Genomic DNA, 26,027 nt, shown 5'->3' on the forward strand with positions numbered 1-26,027 from the left:
ATTGATAATTAACTGTCCGGTATATATAATTAACTACGGCGTATCTTTTATTTGAAGTTTTAAAATTTGTGATGGAGACGGAGATGAAACGAATGAAGGATACCTTTCTTGGTAAACTGGCTCGTTTGGTAGCTGGGCAGAAAACAAAGTGGATCACTTTAGCAGTCTGGATATTGCTGGCTGGTACGTTAAGTGCCATATGGCCTAGCGTTAACGAAATGGAGAAGAACAATGCCGCCAATCTGGACAATAATCAGCCTTCGGTTGTCGCTGACAAGCTGGCGAATAAACAATTTCCTAATGATGGGGGAGTTCCGGCATTACTCGTCTGGAACAGGGAAAAAGGACTGACAGATGATGATTTCAGCAACCTTGCTAAGCTGACGACCTATTTCACAGAGCACCCGGTAAAGGGGCAAGAGCTTGTACCTCCGCTTCAGAGCATGCCGCTTCCGGCGCTCAAGCAGCAGACGTCCAAAGATGGAACAGCGTTTGTCCTACCGTTTTTCTTCAATAAGGGAACGGAAACTGTTGTGATGAAATCCGGTGTAGAAGAAGTTCAGAAACAGGCAAAGAAAATTTTTGGTGCCGATCCGTTTGCAGCCAAACTGGGGAGCGATAACATAACGGCTAGGGTTTCCGGCCCGGCGGGGATTTCGATTGACGCGAACGGCTTGTTCTCCAATGCCGATGTCTCTTTGATGATTGCGACCGTTGCCATTGTTTTGGTGCTTTTGCTGCTTATTTACCGCTCTCCGATTTTGGCAATTATTCCTCTGATTGCGGTCGGATTCGCTTTTGGGGTGACGGGTCCCATCTTGGGGAAAATGGCGGAGCAAGACTGGATCACCGTCGATTCTCAAGCAATTTCGATCATGACGGTGCTGCTGTTTGGGGCCGGTACAGATTACTGCTTGTTCCTAATCTCGCGCTTCCGGCAGTTGTTAAAGCAAGAGAAGGATAAAGCGAAGGCATTAGCCAGTTCTGTAAAGGATGCCTCCGGCGCAATCGCCATGAGCGGCTTTACCGTTGTTATTGCTTTGCTTGTGCTGCTTTTGGCTCGTTACGGCTCCGTACACCGGTTTGCCGTTCCGTTTAGCTTGTCAATTCTCGTCATGGGTCTGGCGAGCTTAACGTTGGTGCCGGCGCTGCTGGCGATCCTGGGACGTGCATCGTTCTTCCCGGTTATTCCACGGACGCCGGAAATGGAAGCCGAACGAGCCAAGCGCAAAGGAAAGAAACCGGCGGTTCACGCGAACAAACCGGTTGGAGGCTGGATTGGCCGTACCGTAACGAAGCGGCCCTGGGTTATTTTTATCGTCACCACGCTGCTTTTAGGGGGCCTGGCCGCAAATTCCCTACGGATTCAGTATACCGTTGATCTGCTATCCTCATTCCCGGAGGATATGCCTTCACGGGAAGGATTTTCGGTCATCGCTGACAAGTTCACCCCTGGTGAATTGGCTCCGGTCAAGGTGATGCTGGATACGCAAGGAAAATCAGTAGATCTCAAGGGGACATTCGGCAGTCTGCCTTACATTAGCAAAGTTTCCGAGCCGATTGCCGGAAAAGACGATGCCAACATTTACGCCGTCGATCTTCAGTTTAATGTGAACCCCTATTCCAATGAGGCTATGACCCACATTCCTGAGCTGCGCGAAGCCGCGGAAAAGCTACTTGGAGATAAGGGTGTTTCCGAACCTAGCGATCGTGTATGGATTAGCGGTCAGACAGCGACGCAGTATGATACCGAAGCAAGCTATGACCGGGATACACGGGTCATTATACCTGTCGTGATTGGCCTGATTGCACTTCTTTTGCTAGTATATTTGCGGTCTGTGGTCGCTATGGTATATCTGATTTTGACGGTAGTTCTTTCGTATTTCTCAGCGCTGGGTCTAGGCTGGATCGTCATTCATGACATTATGGGAACTACGGCGATTCAGGGCCTTATTCCGCTGTATGCGTTTGTTTTCCTTGTCGCCTTGGGCGAGGACTACAACATATTCCTAATCTCCAGCATCTGGAGAAAGCGCAATGAGATGCCGCTTAAGGATGCCATTCGGGAAGGTGTAACCGAAACCGGGGGCGTGATCACTTCGGCCGGTCTTATTTTGGCGGGAACGTTCGCTGTCCTGGCCACTCTCCCGATTCAAGTCCTGGTGCAGTTTGGGATCGTCGCTGCAATCGGTGTTCTGCTGGATACGTTTCTGGTACGCCCGTTCCTGGTTCCAGCTATAACCATGCTGTTGGGTAAGGCGGCTTTTTGGCCGGATGTTGCTTGGATAAAGTCGAAGAAAGCAAACAAGGCCGAGAATATCTAACTGAAGAAAGGCGCGAGTTTGTTCAACTTTAGATAAGACGGTTCTATCCATCTTCTGGATAGGGCCGTTTTTACTTTTTACGAGTTACATAATCCCTCAGGGCAGGCTGCAAAATACAGGGACGGAGGAACAAAGCAGACATTACGGAACTGGGGGGAAATAAGGATGGTAAAATCACAAGCTGGTGAGGAAGAAAAGGGGACGCTAAGGTGGTGGCAGCTATCATTGCTCGGGGTAGCATCGACGATCGGCACGGGGTATTTTCTCGGATCGGGATTAGGTATCCGTATCGCGGGACCAGCGATTTTGATCGCTTTTGTGTTGGCCGCAGTCGGTACTTATATGGTGTTTGAGGTGTTGGCGAAAATGACAGCTGACCGGCCGGAACAAGGTTCTTTTCGTTCCTACGCGAAGCGGGCGTTTGGGCGTTGGGCCGGTTTTAGCAGCGGGTGGGTATATTGGTGCTCCGAGGTACTCATTATGGGCAGCCAATTAACGGCATTATCATTATTTACTCGCTTTTGGTTCCCCGGGATTCCAATGTGGATTTTTGCCATTGGCTATGCGGTGCTCGGACTCGGGGTTATTTTACTGGGCAACCGGGCGTTTGATTCGATGGAAAATGTGTTATCCGTCATCAAGATTGCGGCGATATTCATGTTTTTAGGTGTTGCCGGGGCTGCATTAATGGGCTTCATTCCCGGAGGGGGAAGACGACCGCCAGTATTTCCTCACACCACAGATACGTTTTTCCCGACGGGATACCGTGGACTTTGGTCCGGTATGATCTTTGCCTTTTACGCCTTCGGTGGTATTGAGGTCATGGGGATGATGGCGGTTCGGCTGCGTGAACCGAAGGATGCGCCAAAAGCAGGGACGATTATGCTGCTTCTGCTATCCATCGTCTATGTATTGTCAATTGGGTTGGCTATTACGATGGTTGCCTGGTCGGCGTTTGACCCCAAACAAAGTCCATTCATAACGGCGCTGGGCAAGTATCCGCTCCCGTTCATTCCTCACGTTTTTAACGGGGTGCTCATCGTCGCTGGCTTTTCCACCATGGTAGCGTCGCTTTATGCTGTAACAACGATGCTGGTTACGCTCGCCAAGGACAAGGATGCACCGCCGCTATTCGCCAGAAAGGTTTGGGGGAAGCGTCCTTTGTTTTCGATTGGCCTTACAGCGGCAGGATTAGCTGCTTCTATCATTTTATCGTTTGTTATGCCGGGGCGGATTTATGAGTATATTACAACGTCTGCCGGGCTGCTGCTGTTGTACAACTGGTTCTTTATCTTGGTCACGTCCGGCAAGCTGCTGAAGCTAACGGCGTTTGGCCAAGTCAAACGATGGGCCGGAATGGTATTGATATTACTGGCCGTTACTGGAACCTTGTTTCATGCCACGAGTCGCCCCGGTTTTTGGGGAAGTCTGATTTTTGTTGGTATCATCGGCATCGTGACGCTCATTTTACAGTTTGCCGTATGGAAACGCAGCAAGAAGCATGTTGCGCGCGGGATTCGGCGCAAAACGTTTGTGCTGATCCGTCCGAAGGGGACAACATAAAGCTAAAGCTGGGCTGCAAGCAGTAGCGCTGCCTCGTAGCCGAAATATAGGGCAAAGCCGATCAGGGAGATCCCGGATAAAACCGAAATCCAGACGAGAATCCGCTCTGTCAGCAGCTTGCGGAACACGCTGGCGAAGCCGGCCATGGTTACATCCCAGAGCACTAATCCCGAAATGACTCCAGAGCTGTGAACGATCAAGTCCTGTGTTCCGGCAGAGGCAGCCTGAGCGAGAACGGAGCCGTAGATGCCGAGCCAGAAAAGAATGGAAAGCGGATTTGTCACCGACATGATGAAGCCGGTAAGAAAGGATTTCATGAGCGGTTCCCCGCCACGCATATCGCTGAGGGTAACCTTGCCGGCCTGTTTGATGCTATCGATACCGGTATACATTAAGATGAAGAAGCCGAACAACCATAGAAAAGTTTTCATAAACGGGGTATTTAAAAAGTGGACGACGCCAAAGTAAACGAGCAGCATGTACAAAATGTCGGCGACAACGGCACCAATTCCGACAAGCCAGGCGTGCATGAAGCCGCCGCGTATGCCTTTGTCAAGCTGGGCGGCGTTCACTGGACCAATCGGTGCCGAAAGGGATAAACCTAAGAGTAAATAGCTAAAGAAACTGTTCATGAACTGACCTCCAAACCACTAAAATTACGGTTTGTACATCCTATTCACGGGTAGCTGCTTGTACGACAGTAAAAATTCAGTTGAAAAACCTCTTGCAAAACTAATAGCATTAGTTTATTTTAAAACTAAAGGTATTAGTTTTTTTGCGAAAGAGGCGATAATGATGAGAATGATAAAGAACGGAAAATTATATCAATTGTCTTTTATGCCAAGAATTTTCCCCGTAAATTGCTACTTGGTTGAGGAAAATGAGAGTGTAACGCTGATTGATGCCGCCTTACCATACAGCATGGAAGGGATAATTAGAGCAGTTAAGGATATAGGAAAACCCCTAACACGGATCGTATTGACTCATGTGCATGATGATCATGTGGGGGCATTGGATGCTTTAAAAGCAAAATACCCGGAAATTCCGGTGTATGTCTCCGCCCGAGATGCTCGCTTAATGAGCGGCGATATGTCGCTGGATCCGGGAGAGCCGCAATCGGCGATACGTGGCGGCGTTCCTAAGTCGCTTAAAACCCGTGCAGATATCAAGTTTACCGATGGGGAACGCATTGGCTCACTGCTCGCGATTGCTTCACCGGGGCATACTCCGGGATCGTTTTCTTTCCTGGATACGCGAAGCCAGTCAATCATTGTCGGGGATGCTTTCCAGGTTCGCGGTGGTATTGCGGTTAGCGGTACGGTTCGTCCGTTTTTCCCTTTCCCGGCTATGGCGACATGGAGTAAGGAAACGGCTCTGGCCAGTGCCCGCAGATTGGCGGAGCTCAAACCTTCGTTACTGGCGGTTGGACACGGTAAGCTGCTGGAGAAGCCGCAAGCGGCAATGGATCGGGCCATTCAGGCGGCGGAACGGTCTTTAAATCTTGGGGGAACTGCCAAGTTCGAATCCGGACGGGAGGGAAAGGGGCATGTCACCAAGAATCGGCCTTGATAGTCAGGATGTTCTGCTCGCAGCCGTCGAAGTAGCGGACAACGAAGGAACGGGAGCGGTTTCTATGTCCTCGGTAGCCCGTAAGCTGGGGATCCGACCGCCCTCTTTATACAATCATGTCAGTGGTCTGGAGGAGATTCGGACCATGCTAGCCGTATATGCCTTGAACCAGCTATATGATCGAATCCAAGCTGAAGCCGGATCCATAATTGGGGAAAAGGCTCTCCGTATATTTGCGTTTACGTACCTCAACTTTGCCAGTGAACATCCCGGCCTGTACGAAGCGATCCAAATCCCGCCCCGTCCTGATGATGTTCCGCTTCAGGAAGCCGGCCAGCGGTTTATCGATTTAATTTTACATTATCTCAGCAGCTACAAGCTTACCGAGGAAGAAGCGCTGCATACCGTTCGAGGTATCCGCAGCCTGATTCACGGTTTTGCTTCTTTGAAGCGGCAGGGCGGATTTGGCCTACCACTCGAGGTGCAGGACAGCCTGCAGTTTAATCTGGATCTCATTCTGGAAGGGCTGGAGCGGGTGTCCCATTTTGTCTAACACCTTCAATGTTCTGCGCATCAATTGACAACAATTTTAGGTCTATGATACTTTAGGCTTGAACTTAAGAGGTATGATAGAAACCGAGGTGAACGGTAATGGGGAAGAAGAAAGGGCGTCCTGCTCCCAGTAACTCTACGAATTTAACGGATAAACCGGCGACGCTGAAAGATATGTTGGGTGACGAGACGATCACCAAGCTCAAGGCTTGGGGCGACGAACTTAAGAAAAATGAGGAGCAGCGTAAGGAACAGGAGCAAATCAAGGCGGAGGAAGCTCGCCTTGCCGAGCGGAAGCGTCTCGCTAACGACTTTGAGCATTTGCTGAATACGAGCGAGATGGACTGGCATAAGTATAAATAATAGCGCTAAGCAGATATATGAATTACCACTTTATAAATTTTGCAGGAAAACCCCCCGTTATTTTTGGTGAAAAGGGGAGATTGGGCTTAATTAACTGGAAAACCTCCCGCTAATTTTACTAATATCGGCTGTATTGGGGGGCATGCATCATATTAGCAGGAGAATTTCCCTCTAATTTCTTCTAATCGGTCATCCGTGATCAATTAGCGTGAGGATTTCCTGCTAAATTCTAGGCAAGAGTGAAATTCAAATATGACCAATCGCAAAATAAAGACGCCGATGAGGCGTTTTTATTTTCATAATGAGGTGAGCTTATGGATCATGTATGGTTGTGGGTTTTATTCTTTGGAATGATCGTGGTGCTGGGGATGTTTAACCGTAAATTCAAATATTCGACCAGACTTCACGACACCTGCGAAGATCTGAGCAATCTGGCGGAACGTACCCGGCGTGGACGGACAACGAAGCAGGATTTGAAGCGATGGGACGCAGCGATTCAGCAGCTTCAGAAGCACCCTAGCGAATTTAATAAACTGGATCAGGAAATCGGGCTGAAACAAGCCTACGTACACTACTTGGAGCAGCACTACCCGGAGGACGAACGGCTGCCGAAGCTTCGCGAGGAAGCGGCATTCCGCAAAGATACGATCTGGGGCATCAAAATGAAATCCTAACTTTGACAGGTGGCGAAAGATTTGATACGATCGGTTGGTCCAAAACTTTTGACATTTTGGTGGTGCTCTTGAACAATAAGATCAAGCAGTTCCGCAAGCGGCTTGGGCTGACACAGAACCAGCTGGCCGCGGAATGCGGCGTAGCGAGACAGACGATCAATTGCGTGGAAAACAGCAAATACGATCCAACGCTGGAGCTCGCTTTTAAGCTCGCGCAAATATTGCAGACGAAGGTGGATGAACTGTTTATTTATGAGTAAATTCAACAATGACTATATCATTACGATGGATGATATTGTAAGAGAAGGGGATCCTATTCTCAGAGTCGTGACAGAGCCTGTTAGCATGCCTCCGAGTCAGGAAGACCGTGAAGAGATGGCGGCGATGCTGCGCTTTTTAAGATACAGCCAAGATCCGGAGATGTCTAAGAAGTACAAGCTGCGTGCAGGCGTTGGTTTATCGGCCAATCAAGTTGGTTTGAACAAGCGGATGTTTGCCGCTCTGCTCACAGACGACCAGGGGAACGAAAAGGAATATGCCATGTACAATCCGAAAATCGTCAGCTATTCCGTATCGATGACCTACCTGCCGGAGAGTGAAGGGTGTCTATCAGTGGATCGGGCGGTGCAAGGTTTTGTACCGCGGTACGAGAAAGTCAAAATCCTTACTTATGATGAGCAGGGCAATGAACGAAAGCTGCGCTTCAAAGGCTTTGACGCGATCGTGATGCAGCATGAAATGGACCATTTGAACGGCATTATGTTTTTTGATCACATCAACAAAGAGCATCCGTTTAAGCTGCCGAGCGGCGTACAAATTTCGAGCCTGTATTAGTTTAGTAGGTCATCATCTCACCAATTGAAACGGAGGAGTCAACTTGTCTACGAATTCTATTTCCGGCATGATCGATCATACACTGCTGAAGCCTGAGGCAAGACGGGAAGCGATTGTAAAGCTGGCCGAGGAAGCGAAGCAGTACGGTTTTGCTTCCGTTTGCGTTAACCCGGTGTGGGTGGAAACGGCGGCAGAAGTACTTAAGGGGACCGAGGTTAAGGTATGTACTGTCATCGGTTTTCCGCTCGGCGCCTCGGCGCCCGAGGTAAAGGCCTTTGAAGCGGCGCACGCCATCTCTCAAGGAGCTGGCGAAGTCGATATGGTCATTAACATCGGCGCACTGAAGGATGGAAACGACGAACTGGTCGCTAACGATATCAAGGGAGTCGTTGAAGCGGCTTCCGGCAAAGCGCTAGTGAAGGTTATTCTGGAAACCTGTCTGCTTACGGAGGATGAAATTGTGCGTGCTTGCAAGCTGTCGGTTTCGGCCGGGGCTGATTTCGTCAAGACTTCAACCGGTTTTTCAAGCGGCGGGGCTACTGTAGAAGTGGTGGCACTTATGGCCAAAACGGTAGGCCCAGGCACCGGGGTAAAAGCCTCCGGCGGAGTTCGGACACTGGCGGATGCCGAAGCGATGATCCAGGCTGGAGCAACGCGTCTTGGCACGAGCGCAGGTGTTGCGATTGCCAAAGGCCAAAGCGGGCAAAACGATTATTAAGCGAATGAGCTAAACATAGGTTAGCAATGATCAAAGGACCATTCAGGCGTAAAGCGCGGAGTGGTCTTTTTTTGCATATGAAATAGTAAAAATAGTTTTCACCCGAAACTAAACTTTTTAGCTGCCGGTTCCGTTACAGGTACAGAAGCAACCGCGCGGGTAGCTCTAAAAAATCGGGAAAGAGGAAGCTTATGATTCAAATCGATCATTTATCCAAAAAATATACGCGTGGAGGCCTTGCCCTTGACGATGTGACGCTGACTCTTCAGGAGGGGATGGTCGGATTGCTCGGGCCGAACGGGGCCGGCAAGTCATCGCTCATGAGAATCTTGGCGACGCTCACTGCACCCACTTCGGGCGGAGCATCCATCTTTGGAGTTCCGTTAAAGAATGCAGAGGAGATTCGGCGAATGATCGGATATTTGCCGCAGCAATTCCAAGTCTATCCCCAGCTTACCGCGACGGAGTTTCTAGATTATGTAGGAGTCATGAAAGGGATTAAGGATGCAAAAAAACGCAAATCGGAGATTAGCTCTCTGCTAGAAGAAGTGAATTTACAGGATAAAGCTAATAAACGTGTTCGCACGTATTCCGGCGGCATGAAGCGGCGTCTAGGGATTGCTCAGGCGCTGCTTGGATCGCCGCAGGTATTAATCGTAGATGAACCGACTGCAGGTTTAGACCCTGAGGAGCGGGTTCGATTTCGCAATCTGCTGACCCGGTTCAGCCTTGGTCGTATCGTTCTGCTGTCGACGCATATCGTGGCTGATATCGAGAGCAACTGCCGGCAAATCGCCGTGCTGGATAAAGGCAAGGTAAGAATGTCCGGCGAGCTGTCCGAACTGCAAAAATGCGGGCGGGGCAAAGTGTGGGAGGCTCACCTGAGCGAAGCGGAATTTGCCTCCCTCGATCCGATGGCCGTTGTCTCTACGCGCCGTACCGAGGAAGGACTGCTGTGCCGGGTCATCGGCGACAGGCCTCTCTCGGGGGCAGCGCTTGTTCAGCCAACGCTGGAAGACGGCTATTTAGCGCTGCTGAGATCGGAACACGCGAAGGGAGTGGCCAAGTCATGAGCAAATGGCTTCGCCAATTCAGCTTTGAGCTGCGGCTGATTTTTCGGAATCCGTGGTATATGGCTTTACCCGTTCTATATGGATTGATGTACGCTTGGGTGTCCAGGGAGCCCGAGAAGCAAGTAGATTTTTATCAGAATAGTTACATTTTTCTTTCAATCGTTCACACGATGACATTAGGCATCGTCATGCTGCTCGGCACTTTGACGATTCGCAGGGATATTCGCCGTTCCTCATATGAATGGAATGCAGCCCTGCCCGTGCCGTACACAACAAAAATTTCGGCAAAATATATCGCAGGACTGCTGTACTTCATGATGTTCACCGTTCTCGCGGGAGTCATTTTTGCCTGGTCTTCCTCGAAAACGGGTGTGGACGCTTCATTGACCTGGGAGAATACACGGTATTATGTCATCAATTACGAAGTCTCTTATATGGTGACACTCGCGCTAGCCATGCTGCTTGCGATTTCCATACCTAATCGAATCGTCTACTTAATCGCTTTTTGTGCATGGATGTTCGGCACATTTTTTATGGACTTGTTCATCTTGGACCGGTTCCATTTGTACTTTCTCCGTACGTTTCACCTCAGTCAGTTATATATCACCAGCGATATGGACTTGAATACCTGGGGGTTTCGTCTCATTGCGGATGAGATGATGTACTCTCACCTGTTTGTGCTGGCATTTGCTATATTGCTGCTGGCAGCTGGGGTGCTGATCTTGAACAGCTTACGGCCTACTCGGCGTAAAGCGGCTACCTGGATGGCCGGTGGACTCGCCTTGCTGCTCGCGGTGGGTACCTTTACGCCATACGGCTTGATTTGGCAGGAGCGGTACGCCAAGTATCATGAGAAGCTTCGGGATCCCTCTATTGTAAAGCTGGATGCCTTAGAGAAACATCAGATTAAGGATTTTAAAGTGACAAGTTACGACATCAACTTGGCCAAAGAAAGCAATGATACGCTTCAAATCAAGGTTGGCATGCAAGTACCGACTGAATCGATAAAAGGGGAAACCAAGCTTCCTTTCACGTTGAACCGAGCTTTCCGCATCGACGGGATTACGATTGACGGGGTCCCTGCAAAATATACCCGGCAAGGCGATGAGTTAACCGTGGCGTTGGCTGATTTGACGTCTGCTTCACTGCGGGTGCAGATCGATTATAACGGAAAGATCATGGACTACGAACCGACGGCTCAGGGACAGGGAGCCTTTCGTGCCTTTGTCAAAGACAAGAACGTGTATTTGCCCAGCAAAATCGCTTGGTACCCGATGCCCGGGCATCGTTTCGTATACGTTAAGGAGATAGATGGAAAAAGCCTGTATCCATATTCGGCGAATCAAGAATGGTTTTTTCGCTACCCCTCAGATATTCATTTAGCGGTCAGCGGATTTGATACACCATTGTATACGAGTTTGAATGAGACAGGTCATGCGGCAGGTAAACAAACTTTTGAAAGCAAGTCGTCCGGGGCAATCAGTCTATATGCCGGTACATTTACACAGCTTGAGCATACAGGCTTTCCGGTTGGGCTTGTTACAACCCCATACAATGCTCGCTCAGGTAATGAACTGCTAACGGGCCTTACAGAGATGTATGCTTACTTTGATTCCTGGATCGAAGATTTTCAGCCTAAGGTAGACCAGGTTTTACTTCTGCCGATGACGAACTACCTCGGCACAAACATGGAGAATCAAACGTATATGATGTCTTGGATTGAAATGAATATGGATTATACGGTGCAGATGATTATGCACTCGGCACTGTTTGGATCGGATAGAAACATATGGATTAAGAGTACGAAAGAGGATGTTAAGCCGCAGATCCGGAGTCTGATATGGTATGTGTATTACCGTGAGAAAAAGGGCTTAACGGATGAAAATTGGGTAGAGGGAGCAAGCAGCAACATGCTTTATGATCTGTCCAAGACTGCAGAAGACGACCCGGGTCGTTTGGGACCACGTATGGTGAAGCAGGTAGAGAAAGCGCTGGATGACGGCAAAATACAGCAGGTGAAGCGAGTGCTAAGTTATTTTTACAGTCAAGGCCTCGATATAAGCGAATTTCCTATTGTAGCCGACTCTCTCAAACCGATAACTTATGAGCAATGGGAGCAGCAATGGAAGAAGGTGATGGCGGATGAATAATGTAATCGACCGCTCAATCCGGGGGCTTTCCTTCGATGTAAAACTACACAAGCAGCCGATGATGTTCATCGCTCTGGTGTTGTTCGGGCTGTACCTGCTTAACATTGTGACCGGGGACCCTGCTAGACCACGAACGGTGTACTATCTTTCCGAAATGGGCATGTTCCCGCTTGTCATCATTGTTACGCTTCTGATGTACCAGCGCGAAATCGGAGGAGGGGGCATGGAAATTATCGCGACGTATCCTATATCGCTGCGTGTTATGGTCGTTCGCAAATGGGTGATTGCTATCCTTATTTCAGTGCTTTTTAGCTTGGGCTGGATGACTGCTTACCTGTTGAAGTATGGGGAAATCATAACAACTCACTTTTTATGGAGTGGGGCAACACCGATAAAGGGTAAGCCGATTGGCGTCGTTCCGCTGCTGCTGCAAACATTGCCGGCTTATCTGTTATTCGCTTCGTTAACCGTGACAGGGATTATTGTTTTTCGTAAAATTTACGGCGGGCTCATCCTCGGATTTAGCGTTTGGGTGCTGGATACGATCAGTGGCGGCAGTGTGTTTAATAGCTGGACGTTATACACCGCTTATTTAGGAAAAGAGGATTCGTTTCCTGCGAACCGCATCGTCCTTTTGATAGCCTCCATATTGCTGCTGATGTTTTCGGTGTGGCTCGTTGGAAAGAGGGAACGCTGGATTGCCGTGGAAGAAGAATAGCGATAACTTGTGCGATATTGAAGAAAAACCGATTGATGATAGGGGAGGGGGGATGAGATGATTTCGGATCAGCAATTGGCGGATAGAATGGCCCAAGGGGACCAGGAGGCTTTTGAAATGCTTATAACCAGATATCATGGACCGCTGCTTAGCTATGTAACTACTCAGCTCAGGGACCGTGGAAAAGCAGAGGATATTGTTCAGGAAACCTTCGTACGGTTGATTCGGCATCTAAAGCGGTACGGCGAATTGGAGCAGTTGCGTCCATGGCTGTACAAGGTTGCGCTGAATTTATGCCGGGATTACTGGAGGAGTGCCTCCTATCGGTCAGAGCTCACGCCCGCCGATGAGCTGCCCGACGATGCCGATCCCTCTCCCCAAGCGGAGGAACTGCTTGAAAGGCAGGAAACGGTGGAGCAGCTCAAAGAGTCGCTGGCTTGGCTGCCGGAGATTCAGCAGGAGGTCGTCCGCATGCGATTTTTTCATGAGCTTAAGCTACAGGAAATCGCCGATGTTCTGGATCTTCCACTGAGCTCGGTTAAATCGAACCTTTACGGAGCTCTGCGCAAATTGAAAAGGGTGCTTGCCAAAACAGCGGAATTTTCATCCTTTGTAACTGGAAATCGTCCGAAATCACAACAGGAAAGTGAGGTGCCGATTCATGAAACCGTCCATTGACCAAGAGTTGGAGCAGCTGGAGCAAGAGCTCCGAAAGCCGCTTCGGCAAGCGCTGCAGCCGCCGCCTGCGCCTTCGGAAACCGCGGCACTGATTGAGGCACTGCAGTCTGAGTTTAATGCACTCCAAGCTCAAAATGCGCTTCAAACGCTTGATTTTAATCCTCAGGTCGAAACACCTTCGCTTCGCAGGCTGATGTGGAGCCAGTTTCGGCTGAACCGCAAATCGCTCATATTGGCGGGAGCCGCTGTGTTTCTGATGCTAATTTTTCTGGTGGATCCAAAGCGTCCATTTACCAATATCGTGGAGGGGGATTCGGTGATGAGTTTATTTCCCGTCATCACACCGCTCATGCTCGTTGCCTCGATGCTGTTTAGTTATCGCTCCTGGGATCCTGGGATGAGAGCCGTAGAGAGCATCACTCCTTATCCTCCAGCGTTGGTGATTTACTGCCGAATGCTGATGGTTGTCGCTCTCATTATAGGATGGGCACTTATCAGTTCAGTCGTGGTCGATATCAGGGTATCCTCCGCTGGCGAAACGAATCTTCCGTTCATCCCCTTTCTACTGCAATGGCTGGGGATTTCTCTGTTAACCGGGGGAGCGGCAATGTATATGTTGTTTCGAAAAGGAATGAAGGTAGCACTGGTGTCCGCTTCTCTGATCTATATACTTTGGTTTATTTTCCAAAACCAGATTTTTGTTTCTAGCTTGTCACCTAGCTATAGAGTTACCATTGATGGCGTGCTGTTCGTGATTGGGGCGGTACTGGTTCTGCGTTCATATTATCGAAGTCGGAGCCTTAAAGTTCGCAGCGCGGGAGCGGGGAACGACCATGATTACCATTGACAACCTGCAGCATCCGATGGGTAGTTTCTCTTTACTAGTTGGCTCACTTCGTCTGAAGCCGGGGCTTACATTGCTTGTAGGCCCTAACGGGGCGGGGAAAACGACGCTTCTGGAGCTTCTTGCCACGGTTCAGATGCCAAAGAGAGGAACGATTATGTATCAGCATCGTTCCTCGGCCGAAGACCTGCCGCTTATTAGAAGCCAAATCGGCTATTTGCCTGCTGAAATTGAGCTGTATGAGGACATGACTCCATTGAAGCTGTTGGCTTATTTGTCTGAACTCAAAGGTGTGTTCCGCCTGGATCGGGCCAAGGGGCTTCTGCATGATTTCCGTTTGGACGATTGGCAAAAGACGCGAATCAGTCATTTATCGCAAGGCATTCGCCGGAGGCTCGCAATTGCTCAGGCTTTGCTTGCGGCACCGGTTTTTCTGTTTCTCGATGAGCCGCTGAACGGAATGGATTCCGGCGAGCGGAAGCTCGCGATCTCCTATTTGAATCGGTATGCTGCGGGTCGAACCGTCATAGCGGCCGTTCACGAGATGAATGAATGGGAGGGGGCGGCTGATCGCGTGATTTGGCTTGATGGCGGAAAAATTAATTTTGAGGGCAGAACCTCGCTTTGGACGGCAGATTTGCCGCATCGAATTTGGGAAGGAACGATCACCATAGAGCAGTTTAAGAGCTATCCTTCGCAAGGGTTGATCGTGTTCAGAGAGGTCGAAGAAGGGATTTACGTCAAACTGGTAGCGGATACGCCTCCGTTCTCCGGTTTGACAGAGGTCTCTCCAATGCTGGAGGATGCTTACTTTGTTCGAAAGTACAACAGCTTACCAGGAGTGCCAGCAGGATATGAAACAGACCGCAGATAAGCGAATATTCGGCATTTTATATAATTCATATAAAATTTATCGGATTTCCTATTTTCAAATCACGCGAGATGTGAGAGAATATGAAAAATACATTCATAAGTCTCTTAATGATTTTAACATCTCATACGATTGAAGGAGGAGTTATCCATGTCTGAAGAGCGTCAATACGCCCCGGAAACCCTGGCCGTTCATGCGGGGCAGGAAATCGATCCCACTACATATTCCCGGGCGGTACCGTTGTATCAAACGACATCCTATGGCTTCCGCGATACCGAGCATGCTGCGAATTTGTTTGGACTGAAAGAGTTCGGCAACATTTATTCCCGCATTATGAACCCAACGAATGATGTGTTTGAGAAACGGGTTGCGGCGCTTGAAGGAGGAGTCGGCGCACTGGCGACAGCTTCCGGCCAGGCGGCGATAACTTTCTCCATCTTGAACATAGCCGGAGCGGGCGATGAAGTCGTATCCTCCTCCACGTTGTATGGGGGAACCTATAACCTGTTTTCTACGACGTTGCCCAAGCTCGGTATTCATGTGAAATTCGTCGATGCGGCAAATCCGGAGAGCTTCCGGGCAGCGATTACTGATAAGACCAAAGCGCTTTATGCTGAAACGATCGGCAACCCGAAGGGAGATGTTCTGGACATCGAGGCTGTGGCTGCCATTGCACACGAACATGGCATCCCGCTCATCGTCGACAACACCTTCCCAAGCCCTTACCTGCTCCGTCCGATTGAATTCGGGGCTGACATCGTTGTCCATTCGGCTACGAAGTTTATCGGAGGCCACGGTACCTCCATCGCCGGTGTAATTGTAGACGGTGGCAAGTTCGACTGGAAAGCAAGCGGGAAGTTCCCAGGACTGACAGAACCCGATCCGAGTTATCACGGCGTGGTGTATACCGATGCGGTCGGGCCACAGGCATACATCACCAAGGCTCGCGTGCAACTTCAGCGAGATCTCGGCGCGGCTCTATCTCCATTTAATGCCTGGCTGCTGATCCAGGGGCTTGAGACACTGCACTTAAGGGTAGAGCGCCACAGCCAAAATGCGCTGAAGGTTGCGCAGTACTTGGAGGCTCATGATAAGGTGGAATGGGTAAGCTATGCAGGTCTGCCAAGCCATGCATCCTATAAACTGGCGCAGAAATATTTGCCGAAAGGGCAGGGTGCTATTTTGACTTTTGGCATCAAAGGCGGCGTTGAAGCTGGGCGCAAGCTGATAGAAAACGTGAAGCTGTTCTCCCACCTGGCGAATGTCGGGGATTCTAAATCGCTTATTATCCACCCGGCCAGCACAACGCATCTGCAGCTGACGGAAGAGGAGCAGCTCGCCGCAGGCGTGAATCCGGAATTGATTCGCTTGTCCGTGGGCACGGAAAATATCGATGATATCATTTACGACCTGGAGCAGGCCATTGCGGCCAGCCAGGCCTAACCAATAAGGTAGCTTATATAAAAAACGCTGTTCAGGCCAAGATGGTAAACCGGCCCGGACAGCGTTTTTTTAAGTGCTGATTACTGAATGCTGAAGTCCCCTGTCGTTGTGTTCGCTTTGATTTCATATTTGCCGTTTCCGGTTTGTCCGATGATTTCTTGATCCTCATGTTTGCTGAATTTCATCCCGGGGAGCTCTACTTGTCCTTCTCCGGTTACGGTATCAAATTTCAGCGAAACAGCCTGACCTTCTTTGAGGGTTATCCCGACATCGCCAACAGTAGATTTCACGTTCATATCGCCGTTCAAATTAATGGTATGCTGGTCGATTTTGACGTCACCTGCGGCTGAGGTTGCGGTGACGTCCCCTTGAATCGCGGATGCTTCTATGCTTCCACTGCTGCTACGCAAGTCGATTTCGGCTGCCTTGGCGCCGTCCAGCTTCATATCGCCGTCTGAGTTATGCAGTTCAATGCGATCCTTGGCCGTAAGGTGGGAAGCCATAATGTCTCCGACACTCGTCGACACGGACAGCTTATCGAACGTTACATTAGGAATATGAACCGTTAGTGTCAGGTCTAAGCGAATGTTGGGCATATTTAATTTTTTTTCTGCCTCGATGTAGAGGATATTGCCTTTCTTTTTCAGCAGCGGAGTCAAATCTTTATCATTGATATTTTTACTAACCTTGCCCATTAGATTCACGCTAATCTTATCTGAGTCGCTTGGTACGATGTTAATGTCAGAAACTGCTGTCCGAATAACAATTTGGCCGATTCCGCTTACCTGGGCACTGTCTGTTAAAGAGAGGCTTCTTGCACCTTTGTCCGGCCAACTCGAGTCTAGTCCGTCATCAGTGTCAAATTCACCGTTTTCTATGTTTAGGCCCATATCAGGGATTTCGCTGGATATTTCATCCAGAATTCCGCCGACCATGTTGGAGGTGCCCTCCATGATGTCGGTTTCAAAGTCGTCGATGGCTTCTCCGAAATCGTGACGTTCTTCCTTTGGTTCAGCTGTACTGTGGCTGTTGTCTGGAGCTTCCTCCGGTTTATCCTGGAACATGCCGATCGCTTCCAGGGTATTCGTTTTTGGAACGGTGATGGCTGTGCCGATCAAGCCGACGACCAGCAGCACTGCGGCAAACATTACGATTTTTTTCACAATAGCACTCTCCCTTGGAATCCCGCTTTATTTTTTACCAATTGCAAAATAACGCCGTAGAACCGCTCTACGAGCCGCTTCAAACCGATTCCGAGCAGCAATCCCAAACTAAATAGCGTCATAGTCGCAAACAAATGGAAGAAGAAAAGTTCGAAGCCTTGCTGAACGAGCCCTACAATTATTAGTAGCGGACTAAGCAGCAGAGCGACGCAAATCACGCATAGGGATGCCAAAAGCAAAAGTAAAAGGAGGACGGGGAGGGCGACCAGCACCATGTTAAGAAAATTCATGCCGGCAACCTTCAGAACGGCGCGCATCATGTTGCTAAAGCTCTTTTTATTTTCAGCCTCCGTTATGCTGTAGTCTAGTAGCAGGTCTTTAGCCAAGAGAGCAGGGCTTCCTAATTTCTCAATGATCTCTTCCTCCATTTTTCCGGCGCTTTGACCCGCTTCGAAATGCTCCTCGAAATCGTACAATATTTCCTTTCTTTCCTCATAGGGTATTGTTGCAAGCAAGTTGTCCAGATCAAGCAAAAATTCAGTTCTCCCCATCTATACTCGTCCCTTCCTCAATAAAATCATTAACGGCACTGGCAAAAGGTACCCATTGCGCGATGAGTTCCTCAAGTTGCTGTCGCCCTGAATCGGTAATGGAATAATATTTACGCGGCGGACCCTCCGACGAATCAGAGAGATAACAGGTCAAAAACTTATCTTTTGTTAATCTTCTGAGGATTGGATAGAGTGTACCTTCTGCAAGCTCAATTTTTTCGGTTATTTTTTGGGCCAGTTCATACCCGTAGCGGTCTTTTTTGGATATTAAAACTAGAACACAAAGCTCAAGAGCGCCTTTCTTCAACTGCACATTCATTCGCATCACCTCACTGGATAAAGTCGTATCAATCTAAGGGGGTAGGTGTTATTCAGTACTGTACATTAACCACTAGATAATCAAAGTATAATGTTCTGTACTGGATAATGCAACATAGTGTTTACATGCTCAAATTTTTAGATTAAAATGAAGGTAAAGTTTACCATGACCAACAATATTGTCCTAATACAACATTGATTATCGTTCTCACTGCATGCTGCTCCGGGGGCTTACCCCAGAGCAGCATGTGCCATTTTCAGGAGAATAACAACAATATTCATTCTCAGGATGAGTGTAATCAAAGAGGAGGAGATCTCATGGAAGCGATTCAGAAAACTCGGCCTGCCGCACCTAAGCAGGCTAACCTACCGGATCCGGGAGGACGTCGTCGTTTTTCATTGCTTCGGATGCTGCGCCATCAAGAGATGCTGCTCGCTTTATGCAGCGGAGTACTAATGTTGGCTGCTTGGGGGATTAACTTCTGGCTCCCATGGCTTTCGGTACTTCTCTATGTAGGGGCTTACGTTGTAGGGGGATATATGAAGGCTCGGGAAGGTCTGATCACTTTATGGAAAGAGCGGGACCTGGATGTCAATCTGCTGATGATCGCCGCCGCTCTGGGAGCCGCTTGTATCGGTTATTGGAATGAAGGAGCTATGCTGATTTTCATATTCTCGTTTAGCGGTGCGTTGGAGTCGTTTGCCAGCGAGCGAAGCCGCAAAGATATTTCCGAGCTGATTGCGCTGAAGCCGGAAACCGCCTTGAAAATAGACGGTGGTACCGTTAAAGAAGTAGGAGTGGAGACACTTGTTGTCGGCGATTTATTACTCGTTAAGCCTGGAGGGATCATCCCGGTTGACGGGCAGATCCGCAGCGGGTCCTCCGCAGTGAATCAAGCGAACATCACTGGGGAGTCGATACCGGTGGATAAGCAAATGGGCGATGATGTTTATGCTGGAACTGTAAATGGTGAGGGTGCTCTTTATGTCGAGGCAACCAGCCCGGCGGAGGGGACATTGTTTGCCAAGATTGTTAATCTGGTGGAGCAGGCTCAGGTAGAAGTACCGGAAACACAGCGATTTATCAAGCGGGTAGAGGGCTTGTACGCGAAGACTGTTGTTGCAGCTACCATTTTGCTCATTGTAATGTTTCCCTTGCTTTTTAGCTGGAGCTGGGAGGATGCCTTTTACAAGGCGATGGTATTCCTCGTTGTTGCGTCACCCTGTGCTATAGTGGCTTCGGTTATGCCGGCGATGTTGTCGGCGATGTCGAAAAGCGCTAGGGTCGGTGTACTATTTAAGGGCGGGGCCCATATGGACAATATGGGGGGCACGAAAATGGTGGCTTTCGACAAGACCGGGACGTTAACGGAGGGCTCTCCGGTTGTAACAGAGCTGCTCGTAGCCGAGGGCTTCGAACGTCTTGAGGTGCTTTCCGCCTGTGCGGCTGCAGAGAGCCTATCGGAGCATCCCCTCGCCCGGGCTATCGTAAGCAAGGCGGAGAACGAAGGAATAGTGGTCCGCAGCGCCGATGAATTGCGGGCTTTGCCGGGTTGGGGAATTGAGGCTGTGATCGAAGGCAGGGTATGGCGAGTTGGTAAGGTGAATGAAAATGATCCGAGTCTGCCTGAAACATTGGCCAGCCATGTTCGTTTGTTGATTGAGGAAGGCCATACCGTATCCATGGTTCAATGCGACGAAAGTTACGCCGGGATTATTGCGCTGCGTGATGAAATCCGCACGGAGGCCAAAACGGTGATCGAGCAGTTGCATAAGCTTGGCATTAAGGCGGCGATGCTGACCGGGGATCGCAGCGGGACGGCGTGGGCCGTTGCCAATGAAGCGGGGATTGATCTTGTATTCGGTGACCTTCTTCCCCAGGATAAGGTCGAGCATGTCAAGGCGCTGCGGGCCCAATACGGAGATGTTGTGATGGTTGGCGACGGAGTTAACGATGCCCCGGCGCTCGCTGCCGCTTCGGTAGGAGTCGCGATGGGGGCAGGCGGAAGCGGAGCGGCGCTGGAGGTGGCGGACGTTGTACTGATGAACGACAGCCTGGAGCGAATATCGAGCACTCTACAGCTGGCCCGGCGAGCACGGCGGATTGTGAAGGAGAACCTCATTTTTGCTGGTGCCGTGATACTGCTGCTCATAACCAGCAACTTCGTGCAAGGGTTACCGCTACCGCTCGGCGTCGTATGGCATGAAGGGAGTACTCTGCTCGTCATTCTGAACGGTTTGCGGCTTCTGCGATAATGTACTGAAGGTAAACGCGAGGCTTCATCATTCCTTCATTTAAACTTCACAGAACCTCGCCGATACGATTGTTGACACGATGCTGTCAAATTAACATAATTAAAGCAGATAAGAAAATTATATTTTGCGCTATCAAATCATATAAACTTTAATGCTCACGATGTAAGTTTTATACGAAGCAAATTCGTAGAAGTAATGCTCACAAAAACTAAGCGGATGCTTACGATGTAAGTTTTGTACGAAGCAAATTTGTAGAAGTAACGCTCACAAAACTTTTAGGAGGACTAATCATATGTATAAATCAATCATTATCGGCACAGGACCGGCGGGACTGACGGCAGCGATTTACTTGGCGCGGGCCAATCTGAACCCATTAATCATTGAAGGGCCTCAGCCTGGCGGACAGCTTACAACAACGACGGAAGTTGAGAATTTTCCAGGCTTCCCTGAAGGGATCATGGGACCGGAATTGATGGACAATATGCGCAAGCAAGCGGAGCGCTTTGGGGCGGAATTCCGTACCGGCTGGGTCAACAGTGTCGATTTGAGCAATCGCCCGTTCAAGCTGCAAGTTGAAGGGCTCGGTGAACTTGTTACCGAAACCCTCGTGTTGTCTACCGGTGCTTCGGCCAAATACCTAGGCATTCCGGGCGAACAGGACAATGTTGGCCGCGGGGTGAGCACATGCGCTACTTGCGACGGATTCTTTTTCCGCGGTAAAGAAATCATCGTGATCGGCGGAGGAGACTCTGCCTTGGAGGAAGCTGGCTTCCTGACTAGATTCGCTTCGAAGGTAACGCTGGTGCATCGTCGCGATGAGCTTAGAGCATCGAAGATTATGCAGGATCGCGTTCATCAAAATGAGAAGGTTGCGTGGGCACTGAATAAAACACCGCTTGAAGTCGTTGCAGGAGAAAACGGCGTGACTGGTCTCAAGGTACGAAACAATGCTACGGGTGAGGAGGAAGTCATTCCTGCAAATGGTGTGTTCGTGGCTATCGGCCATCATCCGAATACTGGCTTCCTTGGCGGTCAAATCGAAACTGATGCGAACGGCTACATCGTGGTGAAACCGGGGACATCAGAAACAAACGTACCGGGCGTGTTCGCCTGCGGTGACGTACAGGATACACGTTACCGTCAAGCGATTACTGCTGCAGGAAGTGGCTGCATGGCAGCATTAGACTGCGAGAAATATATTGAAAACCTCGAGCATGAGGCTTCGGTATCTGCTGCAAAATAAACGGGAAGGCCTTCGGGCCTTCCCTGAATTTTTTTAAGTGGCATATAAGAGGGGAACGACTTATCATGAATAATATTATCGTCTATACAACAACCAATTGTTCGCATTGCCGCCAAGTTAAAAAATTCCTTTCCGAGAAAGGAATCGCTTTTGAAGAGCGCAACATCGAGCAAAACAACGAGTATGCAAAGCAGGTATGGGATTTGGGGGCGCGTGCCGTTCCGGTAACGCTGATCGGGGGGCACCGGATCATGGGCATGAACAGAATGCAATTCGACAAAGTCCTTGCGGAGCTGGCTTAACGGCTTGAAGTGTACTGGAGTAGGTTCAATAGATTGTACGGAGATTGGGCATATAGCAGAGGGGAGAACGGATGAGATTGTCCGGTCTCCCTTTTTTGCGGTCAGAAATGCCTACCGTCCATGCTCTATTAAATGTATCTTTTACTTTGTAACAACCACCATCAATCAGTTTATCAACTTGATAACAAGCTGGAAAACAAAGTACCCTATGACCCCTCCGCCGATCAATGAGAAGCCGGACTTTTTTCGCCCCTGGAACAAGCGAAGCACCCCTAAACTTAATAAGGGGGTTATTATCAGTAAGAAAAACATCACGGCAACAAAGACTTGAACGGAAATATCCGAAAGATCCACAATGGTCATATGTTGTCTTCCCCGTTTCTAAAAATTATACGCGTATGTATGCGCAATGACATAAGTCACAATCAAGTATTTTTATTATACCGAAGCCATCAGTTGTTTTGTAGAAGAAGTTTGGAAAAAATAAGTCGATTTTATTTCATTTTAGCGAACATAATAGCTTCTCTCTTTTTGCTTGATCGTTCGCTAAAATGATCTATGATATTCGACAAAACTAGAATCCTTTTGCGGCCAAGCCTGTGTTACAATGGGCTTGAAGAGCGCTAAAGGTCTCTAACACTAACCTCGCTCACGAGTCTATGGGAAACTGAGAGATGGCATAACTAGCAGAAAGGCTCGGACATGTAGGCAGTTAGCGGATGTGCACCAAATAGGATGTTGCCGAAGCTTAGGTGGTCTACGATAAGGGAGGAAGCCATATGGGAAAGAAACTGGAACTTTCTAAACGATGGCTAGTTACAGGGATGGTTTGCGTTCTCATTCTGGGAGCAGAATCGTCCGGTTGGGGAACCGTTCATGTCAATGCTGCGTCTGATCGGACCACTGTGAGCTCCCTTCAGGAAATCCAGCAAAGATTTGCGGAAGGTTTGGCTGCTCGAAAGTTAATGATCGCTCTCAAATACAAAGGGACGACATTAAACTTGGAACAGTTGCTGAAAAAAGCGCTAAATAATGCACTTGATGGAGACCCCTATACCAAATACGTTGTTGATCGTTACGTGTACAGCTGGCGGGGAACGACGGGTTCCGCTAAGATTACCCTGCGGGTCAATTACCGGGAGTCGGCGGAGCAGTCTGCTTATGTCCGTTCAAAGGCAACGGGTATTTTAAAGCGGATTATCAAACCGGATATGAGTGGGCACGAGAAGATTAAGGCGATCCACGACTATATTGTTACGAATTTGCGCTACGACACCGATTTTCACAACTATACCGCCTATGAAGGTTTACGTACGGGGGAGGCAGTGTGTCAGGGATATACACTACTGGCCTACCAGCTCTTAAAGGGAGCGGGCCTTGAGAATCTAATCGTTGAAGGAAAGGCGGGCGGACAGCTCCATGCCTGGAATCTCGTGCGGATCGACGGATTATGGTACCATCTGGATACGACCTGGGACGATCCTCAGCCGAACTATTCAGGTGGGATAAAATATACGTATTATCTACGGTCTGATACACAAATGAGGAAGGACCACATATGGCAGGAGAGCCGTTACCCTAAGGCTGCAGTTCCTTACTTAACGACGCTGCGAGCGCTAATTGATCAAGGGGGCGTTAAATCGAGCGTTTTTCAAAGCCTGAAAATGCAGCTTGGCTACCAGCTGTACGACGCCGGATCAGCAGTAACGGATAACAAGGGACTTACAGAGAGCGTGAAGGGAGCACTCCAGGAGGATAAGCCCATGATCACGGTGCGATATGCAGGGACGGAACGAAAACTGCTTAGGGACCTGAGTTCTTTGTATGATCTCGGCATTCAAAATGTCCGTTATACGCTGGAGCCTTTGGAAGCAACCAAGGACCTCAAGGTACAAATTTTTTGGGATTCCAAAAAATAATATAAAAAAGCAGGGACTTAGAGGTGAGCCTTCAAGTCCCTGCTTAGCATTTACGGCGATAATACGAGTAAAATTGGTCAGAAATGCTTTACTTTTGATTTGCGTGCGGAACATCAAGTTCGCATTCTTCCAGCGGGATGAGCTTCGACTTTTTCGCCCATTTGTAGCCGAGCCAAATGGCCAGGAACAGCGGAATGGTGATATAAGAAACGACGAGGCCGTACCAGTCAATTTTGTCACCCGCAAAGGCGGACAAATTTTGCCCCAAAATGACGATCGTGCAGAGAACGAATGCAAAAATCGGACCGAACGGGAACCAGCGGGCTTTGTATGGCAGGTCGTTTAGATCACGGCCTTGCGCTACATAAGCGCGGCGGAAACGATAGTGGCTGATGGCAATGCCGAGCCAGGTAATGAAGCCGCACATACCGGAAGCGTTAAGCAGCCAGGTGTACACGACACCGTCACCGAACAGTGAGGCGAAAAATGCCAACATTCCGACCAGCGTCGTCAGAAGCAGCGCATTCATCGGAATGCCGCGACGGTTAAGTCTCGCCAGGAATTTAGGCGCTTTGCCGCGTTTGGCAAGAGAATAGAGCACCCGCGAGGAGGCGTACATTCCAGAGTTGCCGGCGGATAGAACCGATGTCAAAATGACAGCATTCATAGCAGAGGCTGCAAAGGCAAGCCCTGCTTTTTCAAATACGAGCGTGAAGGGGCTGACGCCGATGCTGTCGATGCCGCTTTCGAGCAGGTTAGGATTAGTGTATGGAATAAGCAAGCCGATTACGAGAATCGCCAAAATGTAAAATACGAGAATACGCCAGAACACTTGGCGGATAGCCTTAGGCACATGTTCACGCGGATTGTGGCTTTCGCCAGCGGCTACACCGACCATCTCCGTTCCTTGGAATGAGAACCCGGCAGCCATAAATACGCCGAGGAAGGTGAAGAAGCCGCCGTGGAATGGAGCGTCACCGATCGTGAAATTGGAGAAGCCAACGGCTTTGCCGCCCATAATACCGAAAATCATCAACACGCCGACGATAAGAAAAATGATAACAACAGCTATTTTTATAGCGGCGAACCAATATTCAGACTCCCCGTAGCCTTTAACCGACAAAATGTTGAGCGCGACGATCAAGGCTAGGAACAGCATGCTCCAAAGCAGTGAGGAGGTATCCGGGAACCAGTATTTAATGATTAGCGTCGCAGCAGACAGCTCGGCTGCAATCGTGATTGCCCAGTTGTACCAGAAGTTCCAGCCCATGGCGAAGCCGAGCGAAGGGTCGACGAAACGGGATGCATAGGTTTCGAAGGAACCGGAGTCCGGCATGTAGGTAGCCAGCTCGCCCAAGCTTGTCATAAGAAAATAAACCATAATGCCGACGGCCACGTAGGCAAGAATTGCGCCACCCGGTCCGGCGGAAGCAATCGCACCACCACTTGCTAGAAAAAGACCAGTTCCAATGGAACCGCCGAGAGCGATCATCGTCATGTGGCGAGCTTTTAGGCCAGGTTTGAGGTGATCCTCCGTGACTCTATTGTTGTTGCTGCTCATGTATATTTCACTCCTTCTTTTCTGTTTACCCGAGATGCAATGAAAATCTGTAAGGCCGGAGCTACGCATAAAAATAGGCCGCGGAAAGGACTCCGCGGCCATATATATACCGTGAATCCCACCATTTCATGAAGATAGCTCAACACGTGTTTCTCGGGTTTGAAACAACGTGACAGTTCTGTCCCTTTCGGAAACAGCCCCAGCCTGCCTGCCAATAGAAGCTGGCATACAAGCTTCGGCGACGGTGCCTTTTCACCGGAATCTGCGGCGGCTTCTAGCGCCTCCTCCGGTGTACTCATCACAATCGCGACCTCTACCTCACCGTAATGATGAGGTTCAA

General features: G+C 49.4%; 26 protein-coding genes and 1 riboswitch. Of the genes, 20 read left to right on the forward strand and 6 right to left on the reverse strand.

Annotated features, from left to right (window positions below; all coding sequences use genetic code 11):
• Positions 1 to 92: 92 nt before the first annotated feature.
• Together ACFQ3W_RS12595 and ACFQ3W_RS12600 are read left to right on the forward strand one after the other, a co-directional pair.
• On the forward strand, positions 93 to 2,324 hold the full coding sequence (locus ACFQ3W_RS12595) for an MMPL family transporter (RefSeq protein WP_379319753.1): 2,232 nt from the start codon (positions 93 to 95) through the stop codon (positions 2,322 to 2,324).
• Positions 2,325 to 2,489: 165 nt separating this feature from the next.
• Positions 2,490 to 3,887 (forward strand): amino acid permease, encoded by a 1,398-nt coding sequence (locus ACFQ3W_RS12600; protein WP_379319580.1) that lies wholly within the window; start codon positions 2,490 to 2,492, stop codon positions 3,885 to 3,887.
• Positions 3,888 to 3,889: 2 nt separating this feature from the next.
• Here the strand turns inward: ACFQ3W_RS12600 and ACFQ3W_RS12605 are convergent, their stop codons facing one another.
• Positions 3,890 to 4,519, reverse strand: coding sequence for a LysE family transporter (locus ACFQ3W_RS12605; RefSeq protein WP_379319581.1), 630 nt, complete (start codon positions 4,517 to 4,519; stop codon positions 3,890 to 3,892).
• 163 nt (positions 4,520 to 4,682) lie between these two features.
• Here ACFQ3W_RS12605 and ACFQ3W_RS12610 point away from each other — a divergent pair, with 163 nt between their 5' ends.
• From ACFQ3W_RS12610 to ACFQ3W_RS12675, 14 genes are all read left to right on the forward strand, one after another.
• On the forward strand, positions 4,683 to 5,456 hold the full coding sequence (locus ACFQ3W_RS12610) for an MBL fold metallo-hydrolase (protein ID WP_379319754.1): 774 nt from the start codon (positions 4,683 to 4,685) through the stop codon (positions 5,454 to 5,456).
• The gene (locus ACFQ3W_RS12615; RefSeq protein WP_379319582.1) at positions 5,434 to 6,009 is read left to right on the forward strand and encodes a TetR/AcrR family transcriptional regulator; all 576 of its coding nucleotides are present in this window, start codon (positions 5,434 to 5,436) and stop codon (positions 6,007 to 6,009) included. Before ACFQ3W_RS12610 ends, ACFQ3W_RS12615 begins: the two co-directional genes overlap by 23 nt.
• 98 nt (positions 6,010 to 6,107) lie before the next feature.
• Entirely contained in the window at positions 6,108 to 6,371 is a 264-nt protein-coding gene (locus ACFQ3W_RS12620; protein WP_379319583.1) for a YqkE family protein, read from the forward strand.
• Positions 6,372 to 6,685: 314 nt separating this feature from the next.
• Positions 6,686 to 7,045 (forward strand): hypothetical protein, encoded by a 360-nt coding sequence (locus ACFQ3W_RS12625; RefSeq protein WP_379319584.1) that lies wholly within the window; start codon positions 6,686 to 6,688, stop codon positions 7,043 to 7,045.
• A gap of 68 nt (positions 7,046 to 7,113) precedes the next feature.
• Positions 7,114 to 7,305, forward strand: a complete 192-nt coding sequence (locus ACFQ3W_RS12630) for a helix-turn-helix transcriptional regulator (RefSeq protein WP_379319755.1) — start codon at positions 7,114 to 7,116, stop codon at positions 7,303 to 7,305.
• Positions 7,298 to 7,879, forward strand: coding sequence for a peptide deformylase (def, locus tag ACFQ3W_RS12635; protein WP_379319585.1), 582 nt, complete (start codon positions 7,298 to 7,300; stop codon positions 7,877 to 7,879). Before ACFQ3W_RS12630 ends, def begins: the two co-directional genes overlap by 8 nt.
• A 67-nt stretch (positions 7,880 to 7,946) precedes the next feature.
• Positions 7,947 to 8,597 (forward strand): deoxyribose-phosphate aldolase, encoded by a 651-nt coding sequence (gene deoC / locus ACFQ3W_RS12640; protein ID WP_379319756.1) that lies wholly within the window; start codon positions 7,947 to 7,949, stop codon positions 8,595 to 8,597.
• Between the two features lie 191 nt (positions 8,598 to 8,788).
• On the forward strand, positions 8,789 to 9,670 hold the full coding sequence (locus tag ACFQ3W_RS12645; RefSeq protein WP_379319586.1) for an ABC transporter ATP-binding protein: 882 nt from the start codon (positions 8,789 to 8,791) through the stop codon (positions 9,668 to 9,670).
• Complete coding sequence (locus ACFQ3W_RS12650; protein WP_379319587.1) at positions 9,667 to 11,820, forward strand: ABC transporter permease/M1 family aminopeptidase; 2,154 nt, start codon at positions 9,667 to 9,669, stop codon at positions 11,818 to 11,820. The genes ACFQ3W_RS12645 and ACFQ3W_RS12650 overlap by 4 nt, the downstream gene beginning before the upstream one ends.
• Positions 11,813 to 12,538 (forward strand): hypothetical protein, encoded by a 726-nt coding sequence (locus ACFQ3W_RS12655; RefSeq protein ID WP_379319588.1) that lies wholly within the window; start codon positions 11,813 to 11,815, stop codon positions 12,536 to 12,538. Before ACFQ3W_RS12650 ends, ACFQ3W_RS12655 begins: the two co-directional genes overlap by 8 nt.
• Before the next feature lie 57 nt (positions 12,539 to 12,595).
• Positions 12,596 to 13,216 carry an RNA polymerase sigma factor gene (locus ACFQ3W_RS12660; protein WP_379319589.1) on the forward strand — a complete coding sequence of 207 codons (621 nt, stop codon included), beginning with the start codon at positions 12,596 to 12,598 and terminating at the stop codon, positions 13,214 to 13,216.
• Entirely contained in the window at positions 13,200 to 14,063 is an 864-nt protein-coding gene (locus ACFQ3W_RS12665) for a hypothetical protein (protein ID WP_379319590.1), read from the forward strand. Before ACFQ3W_RS12660 ends, ACFQ3W_RS12665 begins: the two co-directional genes overlap by 17 nt.
• Entirely contained in the window at positions 14,050 to 14,934 is an 885-nt protein-coding gene (locus ACFQ3W_RS12670; protein WP_379319591.1) for an ATP-binding cassette domain-containing protein, read from the forward strand. The genes ACFQ3W_RS12665 and ACFQ3W_RS12670 overlap by 14 nt, the downstream gene beginning before the upstream one ends.
• Before the next feature lie 147 nt (positions 14,935 to 15,081).
• Complete coding sequence (locus ACFQ3W_RS12675; RefSeq protein WP_379319592.1) at positions 15,082 to 16,374, forward strand: homocysteine synthase; 1,293 nt, start codon at positions 15,082 to 15,084, stop codon at positions 16,372 to 16,374.
• An 80-nt stretch (positions 16,375 to 16,454) separates the two neighbouring features.
• Here ACFQ3W_RS12675 and ACFQ3W_RS12680 read toward each other — a convergent pair whose 3' ends face one another.
• Genes ACFQ3W_RS12680 through ACFQ3W_RS12690 form a run of 3 tightly spaced genes read right to left on the reverse strand, consistent with a single transcriptional unit; the run spans position 16,455 to position 18,407 of the window.
• Positions 16,455 to 17,537: a DUF4097 family beta strand repeat-containing protein gene (locus tag ACFQ3W_RS12680; RefSeq protein WP_379319593.1), complete on the reverse strand. Its 1,083-nt coding sequence runs from the start codon at positions 17,535 to 17,537 to the stop codon at positions 16,455 to 16,457.
• Positions 17,534 to 18,088 (reverse strand): HAAS signaling domain-containing protein, encoded by a 555-nt coding sequence (locus tag ACFQ3W_RS12685; RefSeq protein ID WP_379319594.1) that lies wholly within the window; start codon positions 18,086 to 18,088, stop codon positions 17,534 to 17,536. Before ACFQ3W_RS12685 ends, ACFQ3W_RS12680 begins: the two co-directional genes overlap by 4 nt.
• Positions 18,075 to 18,407, reverse strand: coding sequence for a PadR family transcriptional regulator (locus ACFQ3W_RS12690; protein ID WP_379319595.1), 333 nt, complete (start codon positions 18,405 to 18,407; stop codon positions 18,075 to 18,077). Before ACFQ3W_RS12690 ends, ACFQ3W_RS12685 begins: the two co-directional genes overlap by 14 nt.
• Before the next feature lie 317 nt (positions 18,408 to 18,724).
• Between ACFQ3W_RS12690 and ACFQ3W_RS12695 the strand changes: the two genes are divergently transcribed.
• From ACFQ3W_RS12695 to ACFQ3W_RS12705, 3 genes are all read left to right on the forward strand, one after another.
• Positions 18,725 to 20,662, forward strand: coding sequence for a heavy metal translocating P-type ATPase (locus ACFQ3W_RS12695; protein WP_379319596.1), 1,938 nt, complete (start codon positions 18,725 to 18,727; stop codon positions 20,660 to 20,662).
• Positions 20,663 to 20,954: 292 nt separating this feature from the next.
• Positions 20,955 to 21,905, forward strand: coding sequence for a thioredoxin-disulfide reductase (trxB, locus tag ACFQ3W_RS12700; RefSeq protein WP_379319597.1), 951 nt, complete (start codon positions 20,955 to 20,957; stop codon positions 21,903 to 21,905).
• Between the two features lie 65 nt (positions 21,906 to 21,970).
• Positions 21,971 to 22,207, forward strand: a complete 237-nt coding sequence (locus ACFQ3W_RS12705; protein WP_379319598.1) for a glutaredoxin family protein — start codon at positions 21,971 to 21,973, stop codon at positions 22,205 to 22,207.
• Positions 22,208 to 22,372: 165 nt separating this feature from the next.
• Here ACFQ3W_RS12705 and ACFQ3W_RS12710 read toward each other — a convergent pair whose 3' ends face one another.
• The gene (locus tag ACFQ3W_RS12710; protein WP_379319599.1) at positions 22,373 to 22,570 is read right to left on the reverse strand and encodes a hypothetical protein; all 198 of its coding nucleotides are present in this window, start codon (positions 22,568 to 22,570) and stop codon (positions 22,373 to 22,375) included.
• Positions 22,571 to 22,986: 416 nt separating this feature from the next.
• On the opposite strand from ACFQ3W_RS12710, the gene ACFQ3W_RS12715 reads away from it, so the two are divergent.
• On the forward strand, positions 22,987 to 24,126 hold the full coding sequence (locus ACFQ3W_RS12715) for a transglutaminase domain-containing protein (protein WP_379319600.1): 1,140 nt from the start codon (positions 22,987 to 22,989) through the stop codon (positions 24,124 to 24,126).
• Positions 24,127 to 24,214: 88 nt separating this feature from the next.
• Here the strand turns inward: ACFQ3W_RS12715 and ACFQ3W_RS12720 are convergent, their stop codons facing one another.
• Entirely contained in the window at positions 24,215 to 25,687 is a 1,473-nt protein-coding gene (locus ACFQ3W_RS12720; protein ID WP_379319601.1) for an amino acid permease, read from the reverse strand.
• 127 nt (positions 25,688 to 25,814) lie between these two features.
• A riboswitch (Lysine riboswitch) is annotated at positions 25,815 to 26,011 on the reverse strand.
• Positions 26,012 to 26,027: the final 16 nt, after the last annotated feature.

Source organism: Paenibacillus puldeungensis, assembly GCF_042678945.1.
GTDB lineage: Bacteria > Bacillota > Bacilli > Paenibacillales > Paenibacillaceae > Fontibacillus > Fontibacillus puldeungensis.